Source organism: Capnocytophaga bilenii (assembly GCF_017565765.1).
GTDB lineage: Bacteria > Bacteroidota > Bacteroidia > Flavobacteriales > Flavobacteriaceae > Capnocytophaga > Capnocytophaga bilenii.
The window spans coordinates 1-18861 of the sequence record NZ_JAGDYP010000001.1 but is presented as its reverse complement, the minus strand read 5'-3'; the positions used below and the strand labels follow the sequence as shown (position 1 = coordinate 18861).

23 protein-coding genes and 9 pseudogenes are annotated in these 18861 nt (G+C 28.8%); 28 read left to right on the top strand and 4 right to left on the bottom strand.

From position 1 onward, the window contains the following. From J4N46_RS00165 to J4N46_RS00155, 3 genes are all read left to right on the top strand, one after another. The coding region (locus tag J4N46_RS00165) for a helix-turn-helix domain-containing protein (RefSeq protein ID WP_208057386.1) at nt 1–385 on the top strand (385 nt) is incomplete at its 5' end. A 9-nt stretch (nt 386–394) separates the two neighbouring features. Next, entirely contained in the window at nt 395–880 is a 486-nt protein-coding gene (locus tag J4N46_RS00160) for a hypothetical protein (protein ID WP_208057385.1), read from the top strand. A gap of 129 nt (nt 881–1009) precedes the next feature. Next, a complete protein-coding gene (locus J4N46_RS00155; protein ID WP_208057384.1) occupies nt 1010–1861 on the top strand; it encodes a hypothetical protein in 852 nt (283 codons plus the stop codon). A gap of 35 nt (nt 1862–1896) precedes the next feature. Here J4N46_RS00155 and J4N46_RS00150 read toward each other — a convergent pair. After that, a pseudogene (locus tag J4N46_RS00150) lies at nt 1897–2139 on the bottom strand (IS5/IS1182 family transposase); the annotation flags it as partial. Between the two features lie 297 nt (nt 2140–2436). Between J4N46_RS00150 and J4N46_RS00145 the strand changes: the two are divergent. Beyond that, on the top strand, nt 2437–2697 hold the full coding sequence (locus J4N46_RS00145; RefSeq protein ID WP_208057382.1) for a hypothetical protein: 261 nt from the start codon (nt 2437–2439) through the stop codon (nt 2695–2697). On the opposite strand, the pseudogene J4N46_RS00140 reads toward J4N46_RS00145, so the two are convergent. After that, nucleotides 2694–3185, bottom strand: a pseudogene (locus J4N46_RS00140) (conjugal transfer protein TraG); the annotation flags it as partial. The gene J4N46_RS00145 and the pseudogene J4N46_RS00140 sit on opposite strands and share 4 nt — an antisense overlap. Before the next feature lie 74 nt (nt 3186–3259). On the opposite strand from J4N46_RS00140, the pseudogene J4N46_RS00135 reads away from it, so the two are divergent. The 9 genes and pseudogenes from J4N46_RS00135 to J4N46_RS00095 form a co-directional block, all read left to right on the top strand. Next, a pseudogene (locus J4N46_RS00135) lies at nt 3260–3514 on the top strand (IS1595 family transposase); the annotation flags it as partial. A gap of 14 nt (nt 3515–3528) precedes the next feature. After that, a complete protein-coding gene (locus J4N46_RS00130) occupies nt 3529–3966 on the top strand; it encodes an SMI1/KNR4 family protein (RefSeq protein WP_208057381.1) in 438 nt (145 codons plus the stop codon). Between the two features lie 142 nt (nt 3967–4108). Beyond that, nucleotides 4109–4666 carry a hypothetical protein gene (locus J4N46_RS00125; protein WP_208057380.1) on the top strand — a complete coding sequence of 186 codons (558 nt, stop codon included), beginning with the start codon at nt 4109–4111 and terminating at the stop codon, nt 4664–4666. Then, nucleotides 4663–4995: a hypothetical protein gene (locus J4N46_RS00120; RefSeq protein WP_208057379.1), complete on the top strand. Its 333-nt coding sequence runs from the start codon at nt 4663–4665 to the stop codon at nt 4993–4995. The genes J4N46_RS00125 and J4N46_RS00120 overlap by 4 nt, the downstream gene beginning before the upstream one ends. Before the next feature lie 2 nt (nt 4996–4997). Next, nucleotides 4998–5399, top strand: a complete 402-nt coding sequence (locus tag J4N46_RS00115; protein ID WP_208057378.1) for a protein-export chaperone SecB — start codon at nt 4998–5000, stop codon at nt 5397–5399. A gap of 56 nt (nt 5400–5455) precedes the next feature. Next, nucleotides 5456–5943, top strand: a pseudogene (locus tag J4N46_RS00110) (transposase). A 52-nt stretch (nt 5944–5995) separates the two neighbouring features. Next, nucleotides 5996–6532: a hypothetical protein gene (locus J4N46_RS00105; RefSeq protein WP_208057377.1), complete on the top strand. Its 537-nt coding sequence runs from the start codon at nt 5996–5998 to the stop codon at nt 6530–6532. A 178-nt stretch (nt 6533–6710) separates the two neighbouring features. Then, nucleotides 6711–6896: a hypothetical protein gene (locus J4N46_RS00100; RefSeq protein ID WP_208057376.1), complete on the top strand. Its 186-nt coding sequence runs from the start codon at nt 6711–6713 to the stop codon at nt 6894–6896. A gap of 105 nt (nt 6897–7001) precedes the next feature. Continuing rightward, nucleotides 7002–7259, top strand: a pseudogene (locus tag J4N46_RS00095) (transposase); the annotation flags it as partial. An 18-nt stretch (nt 7260–7277) separates the two neighbouring features. Here J4N46_RS00095 and J4N46_RS00090 read toward each other — a convergent pair. Beyond that, on the bottom strand, nt 7278–8345 hold the full coding sequence (locus J4N46_RS00090) for a hypothetical protein (protein ID WP_236013460.1): 1068 nt from the start codon (nt 8343–8345) through the stop codon (nt 7278–7280). Between the two features lie 144 nt (nt 8346–8489). On the opposite strand from J4N46_RS00090, the gene J4N46_RS00085 reads away from it, so the two are divergent. The 14 genes and pseudogenes from J4N46_RS00085 to J4N46_RS00020 all read left to right on the top strand — a co-directional run bounded on the left by J4N46_RS00085 (nt 8490) and on the right by J4N46_RS00020 (nt 18011). Next, a complete protein-coding gene (locus tag J4N46_RS00085; protein WP_236013446.1) occupies nt 8490–8939 on the top strand; it encodes a helix-turn-helix domain-containing protein in 450 nt (149 codons plus the stop codon). A 211-nt stretch (nt 8940–9150) separates the two neighbouring features. Beyond that, a pseudogene (locus J4N46_RS00080) lies at nt 9151–9282 on the top strand (IS1595 family transposase); the annotation flags it as partial. A gap of 31 nt (nt 9283–9313) precedes the next feature. After that, complete coding sequence (locus tag J4N46_RS00075; protein ID WP_208057374.1) at nt 9314–9814, top strand: hypothetical protein; 501 nt, start codon at nt 9314–9316, stop codon at nt 9812–9814. 114 nt (nt 9815–9928) lie between these two features. Beyond that, nucleotides 9929–10363, top strand: a complete 435-nt coding sequence (locus tag J4N46_RS00070) for a phospholipase effector Tle1 domain-containing protein (RefSeq protein ID WP_208057373.1) — start codon at nt 9929–9931, stop codon at nt 10361–10363. 3 nt (nt 10364–10366) lie between these two features. Beyond that, nucleotides 10367–11572 (top strand): DUF2931 family protein, encoded by a 1206-nt coding sequence (locus J4N46_RS00065; RefSeq protein WP_208057372.1) that lies wholly within the window; start codon nt 10367–10369, stop codon nt 11570–11572. Nucleotides 11573–11787: 215 nt separating this feature from the next. Then, nucleotides 11788–12699 (top strand): hypothetical protein, encoded by a 912-nt coding sequence (locus tag J4N46_RS00060; RefSeq protein ID WP_208057371.1) that lies wholly within the window; start codon nt 11788–11790, stop codon nt 12697–12699. Between the two features lie 204 nt (nt 12700–12903). Continuing rightward, on the top strand, nt 12904–13329 hold the full coding sequence (locus tag J4N46_RS00055; protein WP_317194284.1) for a T6SS effector amidase Tae4 family protein: 426 nt from the start codon (nt 12904–12906) through the stop codon (nt 13327–13329). Between the two features lie 12 nt (nt 13330–13341). Next, nucleotides 13342–13752, top strand: a complete 411-nt coding sequence (locus tag J4N46_RS00050) for a hypothetical protein (RefSeq protein WP_208057369.1) — start codon at nt 13342–13344, stop codon at nt 13750–13752. 106 nt (nt 13753–13858) lie between these two features. Beyond that, complete coding sequence (locus J4N46_RS00045) at nt 13859–14176, top strand: hypothetical protein (RefSeq protein WP_208057368.1); 318 nt, start codon at nt 13859–13861, stop codon at nt 14174–14176. Next, nucleotides 14142–14354, top strand: coding sequence for a hypothetical protein (locus J4N46_RS00040; protein WP_208057367.1), 213 nt, complete (start codon nt 14142–14144; stop codon nt 14352–14354). Before J4N46_RS00045 ends, J4N46_RS00040 begins: the two co-directional genes overlap by 35 nt. Nucleotides 14355–14500: 146 nt before the next feature. Then, a pseudogene (locus tag J4N46_RS00035) lies at nt 14501–14839 on the top strand (DUF6402 family protein); the annotation flags it as partial. A 546-nt stretch (nt 14840–15385) separates the two neighbouring features. After that, on the top strand, nt 15386–15766 hold the full coding sequence (locus J4N46_RS00030; protein WP_236013441.1) for a hypothetical protein: 381 nt from the start codon (nt 15386–15388) through the stop codon (nt 15764–15766). A 3-nt stretch (nt 15767–15769) separates the two neighbouring features. Further along, complete coding sequence (locus J4N46_RS00025) at nt 15770–17356, top strand: hypothetical protein (protein ID WP_208057365.1); 1587 nt, start codon at nt 15770–15772, stop codon at nt 17354–17356. Continuing rightward, the gene (locus tag J4N46_RS00020; RefSeq protein ID WP_208057364.1) at nt 17322–18011 is read left to right on the top strand and encodes a toxin-antitoxin system YwqK family antitoxin; all 690 of its coding nucleotides are present in this window, start codon (nt 17322–17324) and stop codon (nt 18009–18011) included. Before J4N46_RS00025 ends, J4N46_RS00020 begins: the two co-directional genes overlap by 35 nt. A 43-nt stretch (nt 18012–18054) precedes the next feature. Here the strand turns inward: J4N46_RS00020 and J4N46_RS12550 are convergent. Then, nucleotides 18055–18555 (bottom strand): annotated as a pseudogene (locus tag J4N46_RS12550) (conjugal transfer protein TraG); the annotation flags it as partial. A gap of 51 nt (nt 18556–18606) precedes the next feature. On the opposite strand from J4N46_RS12550, the pseudogene J4N46_RS00005 reads away from it, so the two are divergent. Then, a pseudogene (locus J4N46_RS00005) lies at nt 18607–18861 on the top strand (IS1595 family transposase); the annotation flags it as partial.

Genomic DNA, 18861 nt, shown 5'->3' with positions numbered 1-18861 from the left:
TACACCAATTCAAGTGCCTAAAGAAGAAACTGATGAAGCTACAAAAATGATTTTAGAATTTTATGATAAGTACATCAGGCAACAAGATAAAATGCCTTGTCTTGATAACAGGGAGTTTTGTGAAGAAGAATTAAGAGAAATAGAAAGGGAGTTTCTATCAAGTAAATTAATACGGAAAGTAAATTCAGATGAATTAAGTGCAGATCCTATTGTAAGAGCACAGTACTATACAATAAAATGGCTAGATTATCTTAAAGTAAAGAAAATAAATTCAAAAAGATATAATGTGTATCTTTTTGACTTTTATGATTACAGATATGATAGTATACAATTAAAAGTTGCTAAAAAGAAAGACAAGTATATCATTGATGATATTATATTTTAAAATATTCAGATGGTAAAAATTTATTATTTTATTTCAGCGTGTTTATTGTTGTTTTCTTGCAATAATAACAATACCCAAGAAAACAACTATATTGAAAATGATATAGATACCATTGAGGAAGCAGATTATGTACAAGAAATAACCGATGAAAGGATTACAAGGGAAATAAAGGATAAGAATTATGTTATCTTTGTGGAACCAACCTTATTTTACCTTGATAGCCTAAAGAATGTGTCAAAAGATGATGATTTCTATACAACGGTAGACGATGCTACTTTTTATATGACAATGGCAAGCGATCTTGCATTAGAAAAAAGAATAGATACAATAAACATAAAAATAGGCGAAATCTTAAAAATAGGGAAAAAAATAATTCAGGTATCCAAAGACAATCCTTGGACATTGATTTTATACAAACAGGGCGGAAAGACAAAAGAGTTATATCCTATAGAAATACAAATAGATGATAAAATTATTGACATTTTTTTTCAATGAATAAGTCCGTATATCCTAACACTTTAACAATCTAATAAAAAGAATGCTTGAAAGAGAACCTATTTTCCAACCTCAGTTGGTATGCCCTTAACTTGATACCTCAATTAAAGAATATTATTCTGTAAAAATATGAAAAAAACTTACTATATATTAATATTATTTCTTTTTATATCTTGTAATTCAAAATTAATTCCTTTAGTTTATCCGCCTGTTAGCTTGAAAAAGGATTATTCTGAAGACACAAGAAACTTTAAGGAATATAAAGGAAAGATTGAAGGATTGCCAAAAGATAGATATTATAAAGCTGCTATAAAAATACTATTAGATAGTACTTTATGTAGTTTTACTTCTTCTGATATGGATCATACTTTTTATATATATTTGGATACAACTTGTATTAGAAGAGATAGTTATATAGAAATTATTTTAAATGATTACTCTCCTAAAACAATTTTATTAAATGATTTTATTAATTCTGATAAAAATATTACTCTTATTAAAGATAAGAATATTATAACAAAAGATACTTATGATAATTTTTATAGAACATCTTTATCCGAATGTGGGACTATTTCTGATAGAGATATTATTTATTCTACTAAATATCTTACAGAAGATAGAATTCATTTAAGTAATATAGAAGAAATAAACCAATTAAAAAATGGAGATTTCTACTATGAGGATAATAAGACTCATGTTTTAGTCATAGGAAGTAAACTAAATAGTAATAAAAATGGAGAGTGGAGAACTTATTTGCTAAAATATAGTGATGATCCAGTGTTAAAAAAAATAGAAACTTATTCTAATAATTATTTAGATGGTTATTACTATGAAACAGATAACTCTAATTTTACTAAACAAGGCTATTATAAGAAAAATAAAAAGTACGGATACTGGGAAGAGATAGATTGGAAAGGAAATATACATAAAGAGTATTATAAAAATGGAAAGAAGAAAACAAAGCGCAGAGGAAATCTTTAAATAAAAACCACAATTATGAAGAAAATATTCTTTTTAATATTTGCTATAATTTCTTTGCTTTCTAAAAAATCTCTAAGAGATTTGCTATCAAATCCTGCATCAGCATTGAGAAACAGTCCTTTGTGTTCTATTCCTGCTTTAGGGCTTCCCATTGCTATCATTTGCCCTTTATTATCACACAAAAAAATGCTATTTGTGGTTATGGCTTTTTTTCTTGCTTGATAACCTGCAGACTCTCCTTTTTGGCGACAGCGTGTATGACTACCATCCAATTGTAGCTAAATTAAAATTACTTTTAAATCCTCTTTTTCCTACACTTAAAAAGGGAATAATCCAATTATTTATTGTATCTTTGCACAAAGTTCCTGAATTTTGGTGTTCTTTTTTTCAAACACAAAATTACTAATTTTCGGGAACTTTTACTTTATTATAGAAATAAGTTTAAACAGCTTCATGATAAAATTTAAATATATATATGTCTTTATAATAATTATAATAATTCTATTCTTTTGTAATCCTTTTTTATATTTAATGCAATCTAGTGTTATTAAGGATTATCCTATAAAAAAAATGAGTTGTCTTTTTTCGATAGTTTACAAAAAAAATATTTTTGTAAAATTAATAGAACGATAAGAAAAAGAAAAAAGAAAGGATATGAGTTGTTTCTTTATACAAGAAATGATATTAGTATTAGTGATGAAAATATTTCAGAAAATATAGCAAATTATATAAAAGATAATATAATAGAATTTGATGATTTTGATTGTATAGAAATTTATATAAAGGATAAGGATACACTTTTTAAATATAGAAAAGAACTTCATAATACAAATTAGTTCTCCACCAAATGCCTCAGCTCAGGGTCATTGGCGATGCGTTCTTTTTCGCGTTCAATGATTTCAACGACATCTAACTTTATTTGACGGTAATTGGCTTCTACTTGTTCTTTGGTGGTGTCGTTGCTGTTGGCATCGGTAAAGGAGAGAACTTCGGGGATTTTCTGGTAGGCTTTGGTCTCTGCGGCTACTTTGTCGTTGTCTACAACTATCTGCGCGTGGAATATCTTCTGGTCAATGCGCTCATCAAAGTTGTCAGAGACTGCCCCAACGAACATCCCTTGGGTGAGATTGGATATTTTACTGGCAGGAATCAAACTATCCAACTGAGTGGATATAGAAGTAGAAGTATCATTGCGTTTGATGGTCATTGACTGCCGCTTTTGCAGTACTTTTCCAAATCGCTCAGAGAGCGTTTTTGATGTTTCGCCTACTACTTGTCCGCTAAAAATATTTCCTACCGTGTTTTGTATTACTTTACTTTTTTTTTGAGATGTAAAAATAATTTCATATATTTGCACTCTGAAAATGAATGTATTATGGAATTATTTAAGGGACAAATAAAGACTTTAATATAACTCAAAAACCGAGTAATGATGGGAAGAATTTTCCTATATTACATAAGGTAATACATCAGGTAAAGTATTGGATACGAGGTATATATTCTTGGGTATCAGAATTTAACATAGACCTATATTTAGCGGAATACAGTTTTAGAATTAATCGTTTACAAAATAAAGATACTATCTTTAACAAATTAATGAAAAGAATTGTAGAGGGTTCTCCCGTTTCCCAAAGTCAATTAGTATGTAGCTAAATAGACATCTCAATATGAAAATAAAAGCAATAAATAAAGGTAGTGAAGCAAAAGCCCTTGCTTTTCAGGAGTTTTTGGGCTTTACCTTGCCCGATGATTATTTTAATTTTTTAGCCCAAAATGACGGCGCTATCATTGATGAAGCCTATTTCTATGTAAAGGATATAGGGGAATACATTATGTTTGAGCTTTTTTATGATATAAAAGAATGTATAGAAACCTATGAAGAGTTTAGTGAGGATTTTCCCGACAAAAGCCTTGTAATCGGGAGAGACCCAGGAGGAGCGATGCTCCTTTTAGTGACCACAGAGGTAGGTGATTTCTCTAAAGGGATTTATTTTTATGATCATTCTCACTTTTTTGAGGCTTCCAATAGCGATTGCAATACCTACTTTGTATGCGATACATTTAGCGAGTTTATAACTATTTTAGAGCATACTACTTTGCCATAAATAGTATTACAGAGGCTGTGCAAAAAGTTTTTCGTATATACTTACTGTCATATCTCTTCATTATTTTATAGGTTATTTATTGTTAATTGAAAAAAGATTTGTAATTTTGCCCCATAATCAGACAAATATTTGTAATTATGATATGAAGAAAGTACTGCTACATCATACTTGCAAACAAGATGGAGGGGAAGATTATGTGCTAAAAAATGCTCCTTTTTTTGCAAAAGAAATTCAACAAATAAATAAAGAACAGTTTTTAGGTTCAGGTTATTACCTTTGGGAAGACGATATAGAACAAGCTAACTATTGGGGTGAAGTACATTACAATAACCAATATTATATTGTTGCTTTTCAATGTGAGATAGATGAAGATTTTCTGTTAGACTTAAATAGTAGAGAGGGGCAAAAAGAGTTTTTTGAACTATACAATTTATACAAAAAAAGGGCAAAACAAATTAATCAGAATGTAAATAAAATTCCTCTAAATACTTTTTTTAATTTTTGGTTTAAAGGTAAATCTGGAATAAAATTTGCATATAAAACTATAAAAGTAAAGGATGAAATAGCTTCATCAAAAAGAGAACAAAAATTTCTTCTTACTTCTCACAAACCTAATTATACTTATTTAGGAGGTGTTTACTTCTATTTCTTTAAAAGAAAAGAAGATATGAATGTTATTAACAAAGAAATTGTAAAATGACTAAAGCATTTGAATTATTTAAAGAGAGTTTAGAAAATATATCTGATGATGATTTTGCTAAACTTTTAGATGAAATGGAAAATGACCCTGAAGGTCAGGGGATTACTATTGGTGAATTTATTAGTTTTTTGAATCAGGAATCTTTAATAGATGAAATTATTAGCTTTGATAGTAAAAATCAAGTGAATTCTTCTATTATAAATGAATTTTTGAATAAAGAATCCTTTATCAAAGTGGTTGTTAAAACTAATCAAAGTAATGTTTCTTATTTTTCTAACACTACACAAGAGATAGAAATTGAGAATAAGAGCTTTTTAAATGCAGCTTAACAATGGAAAAACAAAATAAAATACATTTAAAAAGAACTTTTGTAAAGTCAGTTAATTTTGAATATAAAAAAGATTTTACAAAAGATGAATTAGACACTTCAGTAAATATAAAGAAAGAACTCATTTTTAAAGAGGGCATAGATAATGAGTATATCATTTTGTTTGATGGGTCTTTTGAGAATGAAATATTTGATTTAAAAATAGAATTTTTAGCTATTTTTGGGACAAGTGAGAAAATAGATGCTGACTTTAAAAAATCAACATTTGTAAAAAGTAGTTCACCTGCTATTGCTTTTCCTTATCTGCGTTCATTTATTAGTACTTTAACATTAAATGCAGGCTTGCCTCCTTTTATATTGCCAGCATATAATTTTACAAAAGAAAATGGAGAGATTGATGAATAGTTTTTTTGAGGCGTCAAAATAATTTCATATATTTGCACTCTGAAAATTAATGAATTATGGAATTATTTAAGGGACAAAGCCTCTTAGAGTTTACTGAACGCTTTAAAACAGACTTAGATTGCGAAGAATATCTAGCTTCTTTAAAATGGAAAGATGGATATTGCTGTCGCAAATGTGGTCATAAAAAATACCTGATTTTTCCTCAAAATCATTACGAACAATATTTGACAAACATATTAGTAAAACAGCACAAGTTACTACTGACCAGTGGAAAGGATATAAACCTATAAAGGACTATAATATAACTCAAAAACCGAGTAATGACGGAAAGAATTTTCCTACATTACATAAGATAATACATCAAGTAAAGTCTTGGATACGAGGTATATATTCTTGGTTTTCAGAGTTTAACATAGACCGATATTTAGCGGAATACAGTTTTAGAATTAATCGCTCACAAAATAAAGATACTATCTTTAACAAATTAATGAAAAGAATTGTAGAGCGTTCTCCCGTTTTCCAAAGTCAATTAGTATGTAGCTAAATAGATGCCTCAATTGAATAAATTAGGAATGAATTCAAAATAGTATATAAAAATGTATAAATATATAGATTTTTCCCCTTTTGGTAATTCTGCCATAGAATTAGAATTTAAATGTAATGAATGTCATAATACTATAAAAACTGAGCAATTTGGTTTACCGCACCCAAATTATATGGCTGAGAAGGCTAGTGATTCCTATGTTGATAGAGAAGAATTTGTAATTTGTGAAAATTGTCAGAAAGAATTTATTATTGACATTAATGTCGGATATGCTGATGCTTATGTTTCGATAATAGGATTAAAAGAAGAAAATGAAGTAATAATTACAGAAATACCAGAAGAATATGATGATTATTATATGGATGAACAAATAGATTCTTTTTTGTATTCAGAAAATCCATATTCTAATTTTATTGATGAAATGCACAAATTAAAAGAATTAAATAAACTATCGCTTAATAATAATGAATTAGAAAAGACATTAAAAAGACAGATATATTCAAGTACTATTACTTGTCTTGAAGATTATCTTTCAACAACATTAATTAATAATGTGCTAAATGATAATATTTTATTTAGAAGTTCGTAGAAACATATGAAAATTTTAAAAAGAAAAATTTTCTTTAAATCAGATATTTATAAAACGCGAACAATTAGAAAGTAAAGTAAAAGAACATCTTTTAGGAATTATATATCATAATTTACGCATTGTAAAAGGTATTTATGAAACAACTTTTGACATTAAATTTCCAGACATTAATGAAGTTATGAAGATAGTCATTAATAGACATCATATGGTTCATAGGAATGGAAAAGATAAAGATGGTAATGAAATTATATTAGATATTAATAATGTAAATGATGTTATTTATAAAGTAGAAGAATTTATTAAAAAAATAAACTTATTATTAACTAATAATATAAATAAAGAAGATGATGAACTTCCTTGGTAGTTGTTTGTTAATTTCTATTAATTTTATTATTTATTGAGGTGTCAAAATAATTTCATATATTTACACTCTGAAAATTAATGTATTATGGAATTATTTAAGGGACAAATAAAAGACTTTAATATAACTCAAAATCCTAGTAATGATGGGAAGAATTTTCCTACATTACATAAGGTAATACATCAGGTAAAGTCTTGGATACGAGGTATATATTCTTGGGTATCAGAATTTAACATAGACCGATATTTAGCGGAATACAGTTTTAGAATTAATCGTTCACAAAATAAAGATACTATCTTTAACAAATTAATGAAAAGAATTGTAGAACGTTCTCCCGTTTCCCAAAGTCAATTAGTATGTAGCTAAATAGACATCTCAATAATTTTATTTTAAAAACTCTAACCCCTGATAGAAATCTTTATATTCTTCCTCATAACTACTCAATACAAATATGGGAGGCTCATTTTCTGAAAGGAAAGTTAGCCAATGATCATAGGAGTAAAATACAATATTTTCTATAATATCTGGTTTTCCCTTAATGAAATTACCAATATAAAAATTTTTATACATCCATACGGTTGCGATACCATTTCCACCAAAAACACGCTCTATTACTTTCTTATTATCTTTAACAATCATTAAGTAAATCATTCTTTCATTCCATCTTTCATTGAGCTTATCCCAATTGGAAAAGGCTTGCATATAAAAGTCAGCATTATTTATTTTTCCTTTATATGTATTATCTATATGAAGAGAGATAGGATATTCATAGTAAGCATATTTGTCCAATAAACTGTAATTGATAGGAAAAGGAATATCTATATTTTTTATCTTCACGCTTTCTATTCTTTTTATTTTTCCCGTTTGGAATATATTTCCATCCTCAATAGATGCGTAATCATATTCTTTTCCTTTATATGAGGTATCTACTTCTTCGCTATAACTTAATAATAAACCAACATCAAAATACTTCTCTTCTATTTTTCCTTCTATTATCTCAATAGGATTGTAAGCGATCATTTCTAAATCTTTTATTAAATACGTATCCAGTTTGTCCTTTTTTATACTATAAGCATACACTGTATCAGTTTGTTTTAGGTGTAATTGTTCTAATATTTGCTCTTTGCGTTTTCCTGTTAGGGAGAAATAATATTTTTGCTTATTTATCTCTTTCTTTGTAAGGAGTGGTTCTTTTTGACTAAGCCTATAAGGTATAGAGAGATTTACGTAATATCCATATTTTTGAAAAAAACTAACTTCATTTACTTTATAAACCTTCAAGTTAGCTGGTTTCCTATTTAAATAACCATACCCTTCTTCTGAATTAGGATATATATTTACAAATTTTAAGCTATCTCTATAAAAAATACGATCAGCCGCTATAAGAGAATCTTCACTTATAATTTCTTTTTTTTCTTCCTCTTGTGAAGGATTTACCTCTATTTTTTCCATTTTACACGCCGTGATTAGGAAAAATACACTTATTATATATAATACGTATTTCATTATATGGTACATTTTAGTGTCTATTATCTATTATAGTCAAACAAATTTAGATTGTGAATAAATAAAAGATTTATTATCTTTGCACTGTCTATGGAACTAACACTGTCACCAACAGAAATAGAGGAACTTAGAAAGCTCCAACGCAACTTGCAAGGTCGCTCGGATTATGCCCGAGTTACCTGTATTTTGATGCTTTCTATGGGCAATACTCCTATTTTTGTTGCTGATTGCTTAGGTATAGATATTTCTACTATTTATTGTTATCGTTCCTTATATCTTGAAGGAGGACTAGATAAACTCCTTGAGAATCGTTATAGAGGTTATCAAGGTCTGCTTAATATTTTTCAAATAGAATCCTTAAAACAAGAGTTACGCACACATCTTTATACAGATGCAAAACAAGTATCTCAATGGGTTAAAGACACTTTTGAAGTTACCTATACTCCACAAGGAATGGCTGATTTACTTAACAGAATTGGTTTTTCCTACAAGAAAACAACCGAAGTGCCTTGTGAGGCGGATCCTTTGAGACAAAGTTGAATTTAAAATGCAAAACTACAAAAAATAATATAATTAGCTCATACAAAGAGGATTATTTTTTTGATAGGAAGATAAGAGAAGACAGATTCTTAGATGATTTGGACAGGCTTTTTCAAAATTAGGTTTCTAAATCATTACCAAATACCTTGAAAAATATTTTTTGAGGCGTCAAAATAATCTCATATATTTGCACTCTGAAAATTAATGTATTATGGAATTATTCAAGGGACAAAGACTCTTAGAGTTTACTGAACGCTTTAAAACAGACTTAGATTGCGAAGAATACTTAGCTTCTTTAAAGTGGGAAGATGGATATTGCTGTCGCAAATGTGGTCATAAAAAATACCTGATTTTTCCTAAAAATCAATAGAAGTATGGGAATTGGTAGAATTTTTAAAAGAATAGCACTCATTATAGCAATTTTAGGAATAATTGGTGTGATACTTTTTATTGTTTTAATTAGTTTAATTCGCCTTGATTTTCGAAATGAGTTAGCTCCTATAAGTAAAAAAGAAAAGGAATTATTTGAGGAGATAGAACAGGAAACGGGGTTTGTGACAGATACAACATCTCGTATTTTTACCAAAGAAAGATGTTGTAACCACACAATAGAATATAATATTGATTTTTATCTTGATGAAAATAATAAATCATTTATTAACAAAGAGGAAAAACATATAAATAGTATTTTAGAAGAAAAATCCATTAACCTGTATAAAATAGCACAACATATAAAATTAGATAAAAACCAAAAAATGTATTTTTGTATTAAATATCACAAAGAAAAGGAAAGTACTTATCTGTATTTTATAGAAAAAACAGATACGTATGTTTTATATAATTGGAATAAAAAAGATACTATTTTTCTAAAATAAAAAGTGGTGTTTCAAAATGTATGATATTGATCAAAGAAAATAAAGATAATATATATCAACGTCTTTGGTTTTAGTAGAGGAGCTGCTGCAGCACGTTATTTTATTTCAGAGGAAATGTCAATTACTTCTTATATGAGGGTTGATAGGAAGACACCTATAATCTTTAACTTTGTAGGACTCTTTGATACGGTTGCCTCTTTTGGGTTAATTCATAAAAACGATGTATCTCAGTTAAATTTAAAAATGGGAGCTAAACCTAATAAAGTAGTTCATTTGATAGCATCCGATGAATATCGTGAAAATTTCAAACTTACAAATATAGACAGTACAATAAAACAAGATGAGTTTTTATATAGAATACAAGAGCAAATATTAAAATATGCAAAGGAAAATGATGGAATCAACTCTATAAAGGTTCATCTATCAAAAGACGATTTGCACAAATTAAGACATCAGTATCTACATCGTTCTAATCAGGACGATGATATAGTAGCTATGTATGGGAGATATAAAGAAGGAAAACTTAAACGAGACATTTTACAAGGATAAATTATGAAAAAGTATGTAATAATAGGCATTATAGTGCTTCTGATAGGAACACTCATTTACTATAGAAAGAATGTAGCTTGGAAGTTTTACAAAGTAAAATATTCCATAACAAAAATAATGAATAAGATAACAAAAAAATACCACTGGCTTATTTTAACCACAGGAGATGAAGGATATACAACAGAAATAGTAGATGGTGCATTCATTTACAATAATGGAGAAAGGGAATATATTCCTTCGGGGCAAAGCTTACGAGCAAGTTTGTTCCACGACTCAGGAACTATGATAGTAGGAGAGTGGGAGCGTCCTATCCCTGTAAAAATGCAGATTACTTGGTTTTCGTATGCAGAGAATAAGTTTTATTCAGGTTCTTTTGATTTAAATGTGCCTCGTATCACTAAGTTGTTTCAAGAAGGTTATCTTGACAAGTTTGGCGATACCAGCTATTATGATTTTAAAATTGCAGTATTGCCTGCAGGACAGGTATTGCTCTATTTAAGTGGAGCCAATACTATTTTAGTAGGTGAATATCAAGCAAAAGAATATATTGTTAAGGGAGATGATGCTTTCCATAGGATAATGGGAGTGCCAGAAATAAGCATTATAAGGGATTGGTCAAGAGAAACTGCTGTACAACAATATCAAAATAGTATGCCACAACAAACTCAAGAGGAGATCAGAAATAATAAACTTTCAACTCATATATGGAAGGAGGTTATCATTAAATACCCTTGGCGTTTTACCATCCATATTGCGGATAAAGATGATTATTCTCTAAAAATGATTTCCCGTCCTTATGATGCCGGCAAGTATCTTTTATTTATTGACGGGGAGAAAAATATGCATTTTGACCTTGATTTTCTAACAGGTTTTGCCCCTAAACCTATTCCTGTAGAAATAGATGCTGTGTATGATGGGCAAGAAGGTGAGTATGTAATAAGGGTTTACCCTGGTAATGTAGGGGGTGAAGAGTTTATTGCTTTGCCTTATGAGCAATATCGCAAGCGAGAGCAACAACTTGTAAAGCTTTTTAAGGAGTTTTATGAAAGGATAGGAAAACAACCCTTTGATCTACATTTAGAAATAGATAAAAAGTTTGAAAATCCTAAACTATACCTAAAAAAAGATGATATAATGCAGGAAATCCCCGATGTAGAGTTTGAGCTATTTAATAGTACATTTAACATCCAATTATATCCAAAAGAGTAATCTATGAAAGGCACCTACTACAAAACCCCCATAGACTTCAAGGCGTTGATAGAGAAACGTGACCTTGCCAAGACCACCTTAGAGACCTCAAAAAATATTTAATCCACGAAGGATTTTCGTATGAATTTAAGTTAGATTAGTTTATGAAAAAAATACATTTATTAACCGTGATTATTTTAACACTTTTATTTTTAAATTGTAAAGAAAGAATAAAAATGGAAAAAATAGCAAATTTATATAAAGAAGTTAAATATCATGAGCAAGCTATTAGTTATCAAGCAGAGTATTTTATAGGAGGTTGTAATTTTGAGATACTAATTAATGGCTTCCCTATTGAGAGATATTATGGATTGGGAAATGGTGCCTTAAGCGCAAGTGTCCCCATAAATACAGCAATTTTAAAGAGTGGTTTACAATCTTGGAAAATTAGAATTTTTCCTATACATATCAATGGAATTCCACAAAAAGTGATAGAAGGAGGGGCAAGAGTCCAATTAAAAATACAAGCTATTCGTTTTAAAGATAATGGAGATATTGAAAAGATTTCTACACCTGTGATAGATTTTGAAGTTCCACTAAAAAAAGAAAAAGAAACAGGAAAAAATATATTTGTAGATATGGGAAAACCTTATGTAGAATATTCTGGAACATTTCAGGCTAATGTCCCATATCAATTAAAAGGATGGCAAGATGGAGAAAAATTTGATTTATCTGATAGCTTAAATCTAAAAAAAGAAGTTCTAAACAAGTTTAATGAACTTAGAAATATGATTATCAATAAAGAAGAAAATAAATTTGAAGAGAGTATTTTATATAAAGAAAAAGAAGTAGCTCAAGCTTTATTTATGACAGAAAAAGAAAGTAAGGATATTGCAAAATTTTATACAGCTGCATTTGATGGAACTCTACAGAATTTTAATATGACTTCAATTGATAATGAAGAGTTGGTTTATTATTGTGAAGATAGAGTAGTCACATTATTATTTACAGCAATGAAATGTCCTCGTTGTAAAGGAGAGCCTGTACTAGTAGGAAGATATGAAGAGGAAAATAGAAAAAAAGTAAGAATTTTCCCTATATATTTATATCGCCCAAAAGGTAAAAAAGAATTAGAAGTTATAAGATAAATGAAAGGCACTTACTACAAACCCCCGATAATACTTTTTCTATTATATGGGATACTTCTATACACAAAATTGAATTTTATGCTTATGACAACGATTGGTTTTTTAATGGTGGCATAGAAAATGTTTTCTGTGGACAAGTAATATTAAAACTATGGAAAAGTAAAATACAACAGATTTGGGAAAGCGTATCCTAAAAAGGAAGAAATAGAAACAGCAGAATTATATCAATTAGTCAGAGGATATTTATTAGAATGGTATAATGAAGTAAAAAAAAAATCTATAAGTAACCCTATATATTATAGTTTAGATAATACTTGTGCCCTTAGAATGAGTTGGGCACTCAATTATTCTAAAAATCTTATACCTTATAGAAAAGGTGAAACTTATAAAGGCAACAATGATTTAAATTATTTTATTAATGTGAAATATCTAAACAATTATTTAGAAAATATTTTTAAAGATAAGAAATTAAAAAATATTAATATAGAAGATGAAAAGGAAGCTCTTTTTATTCAGTTAGATTGTAATTTTAGTGATGCTATAGGGCATATTGATATAGTTTTTGATGGAAAATATGGAAGCCAAAGCTACCGATGTAAAACAACAATAGATTGGACTGATCTAGATTAAAAACTTAAAAAAATGAAGATAGAAATGATTTTATTATGTTTGTTTTTTTCTTTATATACTTATAAAAAAGAAAATATACATTTTAGTGATTCTAAAGAGGATAACTTAGCAAAAAAACAAATATTAGATACTGTAATCTCTACAAAAAAAGATAGCTTACTTGAACAAGATCTGTTATATTTGAAAAATGTAGCTTATTGTTTATGTGTAGGTAATGTTAATACAAAAATATTAAAAACACATCCTAATAAATATAAAATTTTTCGAGATGATAGTGCAATTGCTTATGCTTCTATGGCAAATATTCTTGATTATGAACTATTTCTAAGGAATAAATCATTAAATAATATGATAGAAATTGGAATAAAAAATTATATCAGGCAAAACCTCCAGAAGAAGAGTCTAATAATGACATTTTTTTAATTCAAATGCAATGTTTAAACTTCTATAATAGTGATGAACTTAATAGTTATATAGACTCTATTAGAGTTCAATATTATAAATAAAATCAATTCCCCTTCTCCACCAAATGCCTAAGCCCAAGGCTTCAAGTGGACATAAGCTCATCTTTACCGAAGAAGAGAGCATCCTGCTTACTGATAAGAATGGCAATGTGATTAAGTTGGATACTCAGGGTAAGAATATAGAGATTTCTGCTCCTGAGACTATTAATATCACAGCTAAGAACATCAATTTAAAAGCAAGCGATAGTATTGATTTTGATGCTAATGTAAATATCACTGAAACCGCTGGAAAGGCTAAGAGAAGTGATATTGGTGGGGATATGTTTGTGTATGTGAATGGGACTTTATATGAAAAAGATAAAAGAACAAATAGAAGAACTTAACCTTAAATTACCTGAAAGAATAAAAGAATCTATCTCTTTTGGTGGTTTTGATAAAACATTAAAGAAATATAATAACATAGAACAGCCAAAAATAGGTAATAAAGAAACAACAGAAATAATGCCAGTATTTGAAAAATACTATATTCAAAATGAGGGTGTCCGAAAAGTTTTATTTTAGCTTAAAACAAGCTTATTAATAAATAGAATATTTTTGTAACTAATTGATTATTAACATCCCCCTTTCCCCCCTTTAAAAGGAGGGAGATGCCGAAGTAGTACTTTTAAAACTTTTCGGACACCCTCTTTCCACCAGAACCTCTTGATGATCTATTTGGGACTCTTGGTAGTTTTCAAATAAGAATAATAGTAAAAGGGAATATTAAAAAAATTGATGAGAATATTTATGAGATAATGGTTAATAAATTAGGAATATATGTCAAAGATTCTTTTGATTTTATTTCTGAAGATGAGTATTTAGGAGATTGGTCTATAATAAATCAAGATGTAGAAGCAACAATTGGAGCAACAAAAAGTGGATATTATAAAATAACTAATAAGAGCTATAGAGATTATCAAAAAGACTCTCATATGGGAATGGATTTTAACTTATATTCAACTATAAAGGAAGAAGATGTATTGTATAAATTTAGAGCAACTAAATAGGAAATTAGCTAATAGAAAAATTAACTCATTTATTTTTTTCATATCTATTCTTATATTATATTATATTATGGGAGTATTTTTCTTTATTTTTACTAATAATGAATCCATACAGGCTATCCCATGTTTTTTTATAGGGTCACCTTGTTATCATGTAGGTTATGCATACTTATTTTTATTAGTAATTTCTTTTGTATATTTTCTTGTTTTACCAATAGTAAAGCAAAAAATATTTTATTTTTATATTGTATGGGGCTTATTATCTTTACTATCCTCAGGGATGTTGTGGTCTTTTATTGATATGTATAATGGTTTTTTCCCAGACTTTAAAAAGTTATTTTTTAAAATTATAGAAGATATAGAAAATACTTTCACTTTGGGATGGATAATTATTTTAATTTCATTTCCTTATAATATTTTTGTACTTGTTATATCCTATTATTTTATAAAACAATTTAAAAGAAATTAAATGTATAACACTGATAATCGTGTAAGGCGATTCATACTAAAAGCGGACATAAACTCATCTTTACCGAAGATGAGAGTATCTTGCTTACCGATAAGAATGGCAATGTGATTAAGTTGGATACTCAAGGTAAGAATATAGAAATTTCTGCTCCTGAGACTATTAATATCACAGCTAAGAACATCAATTTAAAGGCAAGCGATAGTATTGATTTGGATGCTAATGTAAATATCACTGAAACGGCTGCAAAGGCTAAGAAAACAGATGTTTGTGGGGATATGTTTGTGTATGTGAATGGAGCTTTAACTGAGGTGATTGAGGGGGATTTGCATAGTGAGACAAAAAAAAGGAAAACTATGCTAAATAGTGAGGGAGGAATTGAAAGCAATAGTGTTGAAATGATAAATCTTAATGCTGAAGGTAAAATACATAGGAACAGTAATGAAAACACTAAATTTTCTTAAGCTATGAGTAGAACAAGAATTGTAGGAGGAAAAATAACAGAGATTGTTCACGGAGATTATAATATATATTCTGCGTCTGATATTATTTTTAATTCAGAAAAAACAGTTATTCCCAATGGAAAACAAGGAATAGTTATTGGGAATAAGGTGGAAAAAATCACAAGTAAGGATAATTCTAATGATGAAGAGAACAATAAACCTGAATATATTGTAGAATTTAAACATACCCCAAGTTATGATGGAGAATTTGGATTTGACTGGATGAGAGGTAATTGGCTTACAGGAGATTGTGTAGAAGGATTGGAAGAACTAAAAAAAATATACACACCTTTTCAAGTAAATTTAAAACACTATCAGACACAAAAGCCCTATGGCGATTATTATGTGCCTTGGCTTATAATGTTTCCAAATCATAAAGAAAAAATAGGAAAAGAAGTACAACTATTGGTTACTGCTCCTATGGAATATCAAGATAGCAGTCTATTAAACAGTACAGAGGATGAGGAATTTTCTTTGAAAACGAGTAACCCATCCTTGAGGGTAGAACCTTCAAAATTAAATATGAATGATTGCCTGAATGGAGCAGTTATTACTATATATTGCGATAGCCCATTAAAAAATGATGAGACCATTACTGCTATTGCCTCTAAGGGAGCTATTGTTGGGAAAATTAATGTGATGAAAAACTCACACTATCAGGATTTAACTGTAAATGTATATGTAATAAAATCATATTTAACAGACAAAAATTATACTAATGATTATGGAAAGAAGGTTGTTGACAATAAATTATCAGAAATAGGAGGATTGCAAGCAATTAAAAATTATTTGAATAAAAAAAGCCTTAACCAAGCCCTGATACAAGTGAATTTAATTGATATAGATGAAAAAGGGAAACCTTTTGATTGGGGATTTAGAAAAAGTTCTTTGGAAATCGCCAATAAAGGTTTAGACCCTGAATTTAACAATGATAATGCTCCTACTAATATTTTTTATACAGAATTTAAGGATATGTTAGTTGATAAAAATAAAATGTTGTTTGATGACGGAAAGTTCATTAATTTTATTAATTTTCAGTTTGAAAAAAAATATAAAAAATATATCAATAAAAAAAGTATATTTTTATATCTAACATCTTTAAACTCACAAGATTCTGGCGGAGCAGCTTTTTTAGTCCCTTTGAACAATAAACATTGCATTATATTCAATTCTAATTTAAAGAATTTACCTTCCTATGCTCACGAAATTGGTCATACTTTTGGACTAACTCATACATTTCCTGAAAATAATAGAGATTATGACAACAAAATAAGAATATTTAAAGATGATTCAGAGTTAAGAAGACAATGGTTGATACGAAATGAAAGAATAGCTAACATATATCAAGTAAAATTTGAGAAACATCACATGAAAAGATCTGAAAATATACAAAAATCTTATGAAAAGATTAAAGAGTATGATATTTTTAGATTTGAAAAATCAAAAACTGATAATATATTAGATTATCATAATAAAAGAATCTCTTTTACTCAATGGCAAATAAAAATTATGCAGAATGAAGTTGAAAAATATTACAATGATAAGGAATAAAATAATATACATTGGTTGTTTATTTATATTTTTTATGGAGGGATATGCTCAAAAAATTGAACCTATTCCTTATAATTATCATTTATATAAAAAAATAGATTCATCAGATGTAGTAAGCCCTTTTGATGAAATAGAAATTGCCTCTTTTGTAAAGAGGCATAAAATAAATAAAAAAGGGCAAATTTTAGAAATCCGTTTGGATGATAAACCTCAATATATAATTGAACATAATATTTCTCTTTTAAATAATTATTTTTCTAAAAAAGTAACGATTGGATTAGAAAAAGTAACAATCTTAAATGGTTATTCTGTAGAATATGAAGTGTTCTATTATCAAAAAGACAAAAGGTTAACACTGAAAAAAATAAGCTATAAAAAAGGGACGATAAATGGGGTATATATAACAAAAGATATGAACGACAATCTTTTATATAAAACCCAATTTACAGATGGTTCTGGTTACTGGAAAGATTTTTATTATGAAAGTGGAAATATAAAAGAAGAAGGCAAAGTAGAGAACAATTGCAAGGTAGGAGAGTGGAAATACTACAACAAAAATGGCACTATTGATAGCCTAAAAATCTATTCTATAAAAGATAGTGTAGATGTCCGCTTTCCTCATTGCTTATTTAATAAAAATGAACCTTGCTATTGAGAGAATATGACCATCCAAATTTTAAGCGGATAGCCTTTTTTGTTTATTCTCCCTCTTTCTCCACCAAATGCCTTAGCTCAGGGTCGTTGGCGATACGTTCTTTCTCGCGTTCAATGATTTCAATGACATCTAACTTTATCTGGCGATAATTGGCTTCTACCTGTTCTTTGGTAGTGTCGTTGCCATTAGCATCAGTAAAGGAGAGGACTTCGGGGATTTTCTGGTAGGCTTTGGTCTCAGCAGCTACTTTCTTGTTATCTACTATAATCTGAGCGTGGAATATCTTCTGCTCAATACGCTCGTCAAAGTTGTCAGAGACTGCCCCAACGAACATTCATTGGGTGAGGTTCGCAATCTTACTGGCAGGGATAAGACTATCCAACTGCGTGGATATAGAGGTAGAGGTGTCATTGCGGTTAATCGTAGTAGATTGCCTTTTCTGCAATACCTTTCCAAAACGTTCAGAAAGAGTTTTAGCTGTTTCCCCTACTACTTGTCCGCTAAAGATATTCCCTACCGTGTTTTGTATTACTTTACTTTCTTTTTGAGGTGTCAAAGTATTTTCATATATTTGCTCTCTGAAAATTAATGTATTATGGAATTATTTAAGGGACAAAGCCTCTTAGAGTTTACTGAACGCTTTAAAACAGACTTAGATTGCGAAGAATATCTAGCTTCCATAAAATGGGAAAAAGGGTATTGTTGCCGTAAATGTGGACATACAAAATACCAAGTCAGAAAAGATTTTTCACGCACTTGCAATATCTGTGGAGATACGGAAAGTCCTACTGCTGGAACACTATTTCATAGACTAAAATTTGGGTTACGTAAAGCATTTTTTATATGTTTT

Excerpts from the sequence above, each read along its gene's own strand:
- J4N46_RS00050 (WP_208057369.1), top strand. The coding sequence starts at position 13,342 with ATGAAGATAGAAATGATTTTATTATGTTTGTTTTTTTCTTTATATACT.
- J4N46_RS00125 (WP_208057380.1), top strand. The coding sequence starts at position 4,109 with ATGAAGAAAGTACTGCTACATCATACTTGCAAACAAGATGGAGGGGAA.
- J4N46_RS00085 (WP_236013446.1), top strand. The coding sequence starts at position 8,490 with ATGGAACTAACACTGTCACCAACAGAAATAGAGGAACTTAGAAAGCTC.
- J4N46_RS00090 (WP_236013460.1), bottom strand. The coding sequence starts at position 8,345 with ATGGAAAAAATAGAGGTAAATCCTTCACAAGAGGAAGAAAAAAAAGAA.
- J4N46_RS00100 (WP_208057376.1), top strand. The coding sequence starts at position 6,711 with ATGAAGATAGTCATTAATAGACATCATATGGTTCATAGGAATGGAAAA.
- J4N46_RS00120 (WP_208057379.1), top strand. The coding sequence starts at position 4,663 with ATGACTAAAGCATTTGAATTATTTAAAGAGAGTTTAGAAAATATATCT.
- J4N46_RS00040 (WP_208057367.1), top strand. The coding sequence starts at position 14,142 with ATGAAAAAGATAAAAGAACAAATAGAAGAACTTAACCTTAAATTACCT.
- J4N46_RS00130 (WP_208057381.1), top strand. The coding sequence starts at position 3,529 with ATGAAAATAAAAGCAATAAATAAAGGTAGTGAAGCAAAAGCCCTTGCT.
- J4N46_RS00155 (WP_208057384.1), top strand. The coding sequence starts at position 1,010 with ATGAAAAAAACTTACTATATATTAATATTATTTCTTTTTATATCTTGT.
- J4N46_RS00070 (WP_208057373.1), top strand. The coding sequence starts at position 9,929 with ATGTCAATTACTTCTTATATGAGGGTTGATAGGAAGACACCTATAATC.
- J4N46_RS00065 (WP_208057372.1), top strand. The coding sequence starts at position 10,367 with ATGAAAAAGTATGTAATAATAGGCATTATAGTGCTTCTGATAGGAACA.
- J4N46_RS00025 (WP_208057365.1), top strand. The coding sequence starts at position 15,770 with ATGAGTAGAACAAGAATTGTAGGAGGAAAAATAACAGAGATTGTTCAC.
- J4N46_RS00105 (WP_208057377.1), top strand. The coding sequence starts at position 5,996 with ATGTATAAATATATAGATTTTTCCCCTTTTGGTAATTCTGCCATAGAA.
- J4N46_RS00115 (WP_208057378.1), top strand. The coding sequence starts at position 4,998 with ATGGAAAAACAAAATAAAATACATTTAAAAAGAACTTTTGTAAAGTCA.
- J4N46_RS00020 (WP_208057364.1), top strand. The coding sequence starts at position 17,322 with ATGAAGTTGAAAAATATTACAATGATAAGGAATAAAATAATATACATT.
- J4N46_RS00075 (WP_208057374.1), top strand. The coding sequence starts at position 9,314 with ATGGGAATTGGTAGAATTTTTAAAAGAATAGCACTCATTATAGCAATT.
- J4N46_RS00045 (WP_208057368.1), top strand. The coding sequence starts at position 13,859 with ATGCCTAAGCCCAAGGCTTCAAGTGGACATAAGCTCATCTTTACCGAA.
- J4N46_RS00060 (WP_208057371.1), top strand. The coding sequence starts at position 11,788 with ATGGAAAAAATAGCAAATTTATATAAAGAAGTTAAATATCATGAGCAA.
- J4N46_RS00160 (WP_208057385.1), top strand. The coding sequence starts at position 395 with ATGGTAAAAATTTATTATTTTATTTCAGCGTGTTTATTGTTGTTTTCT.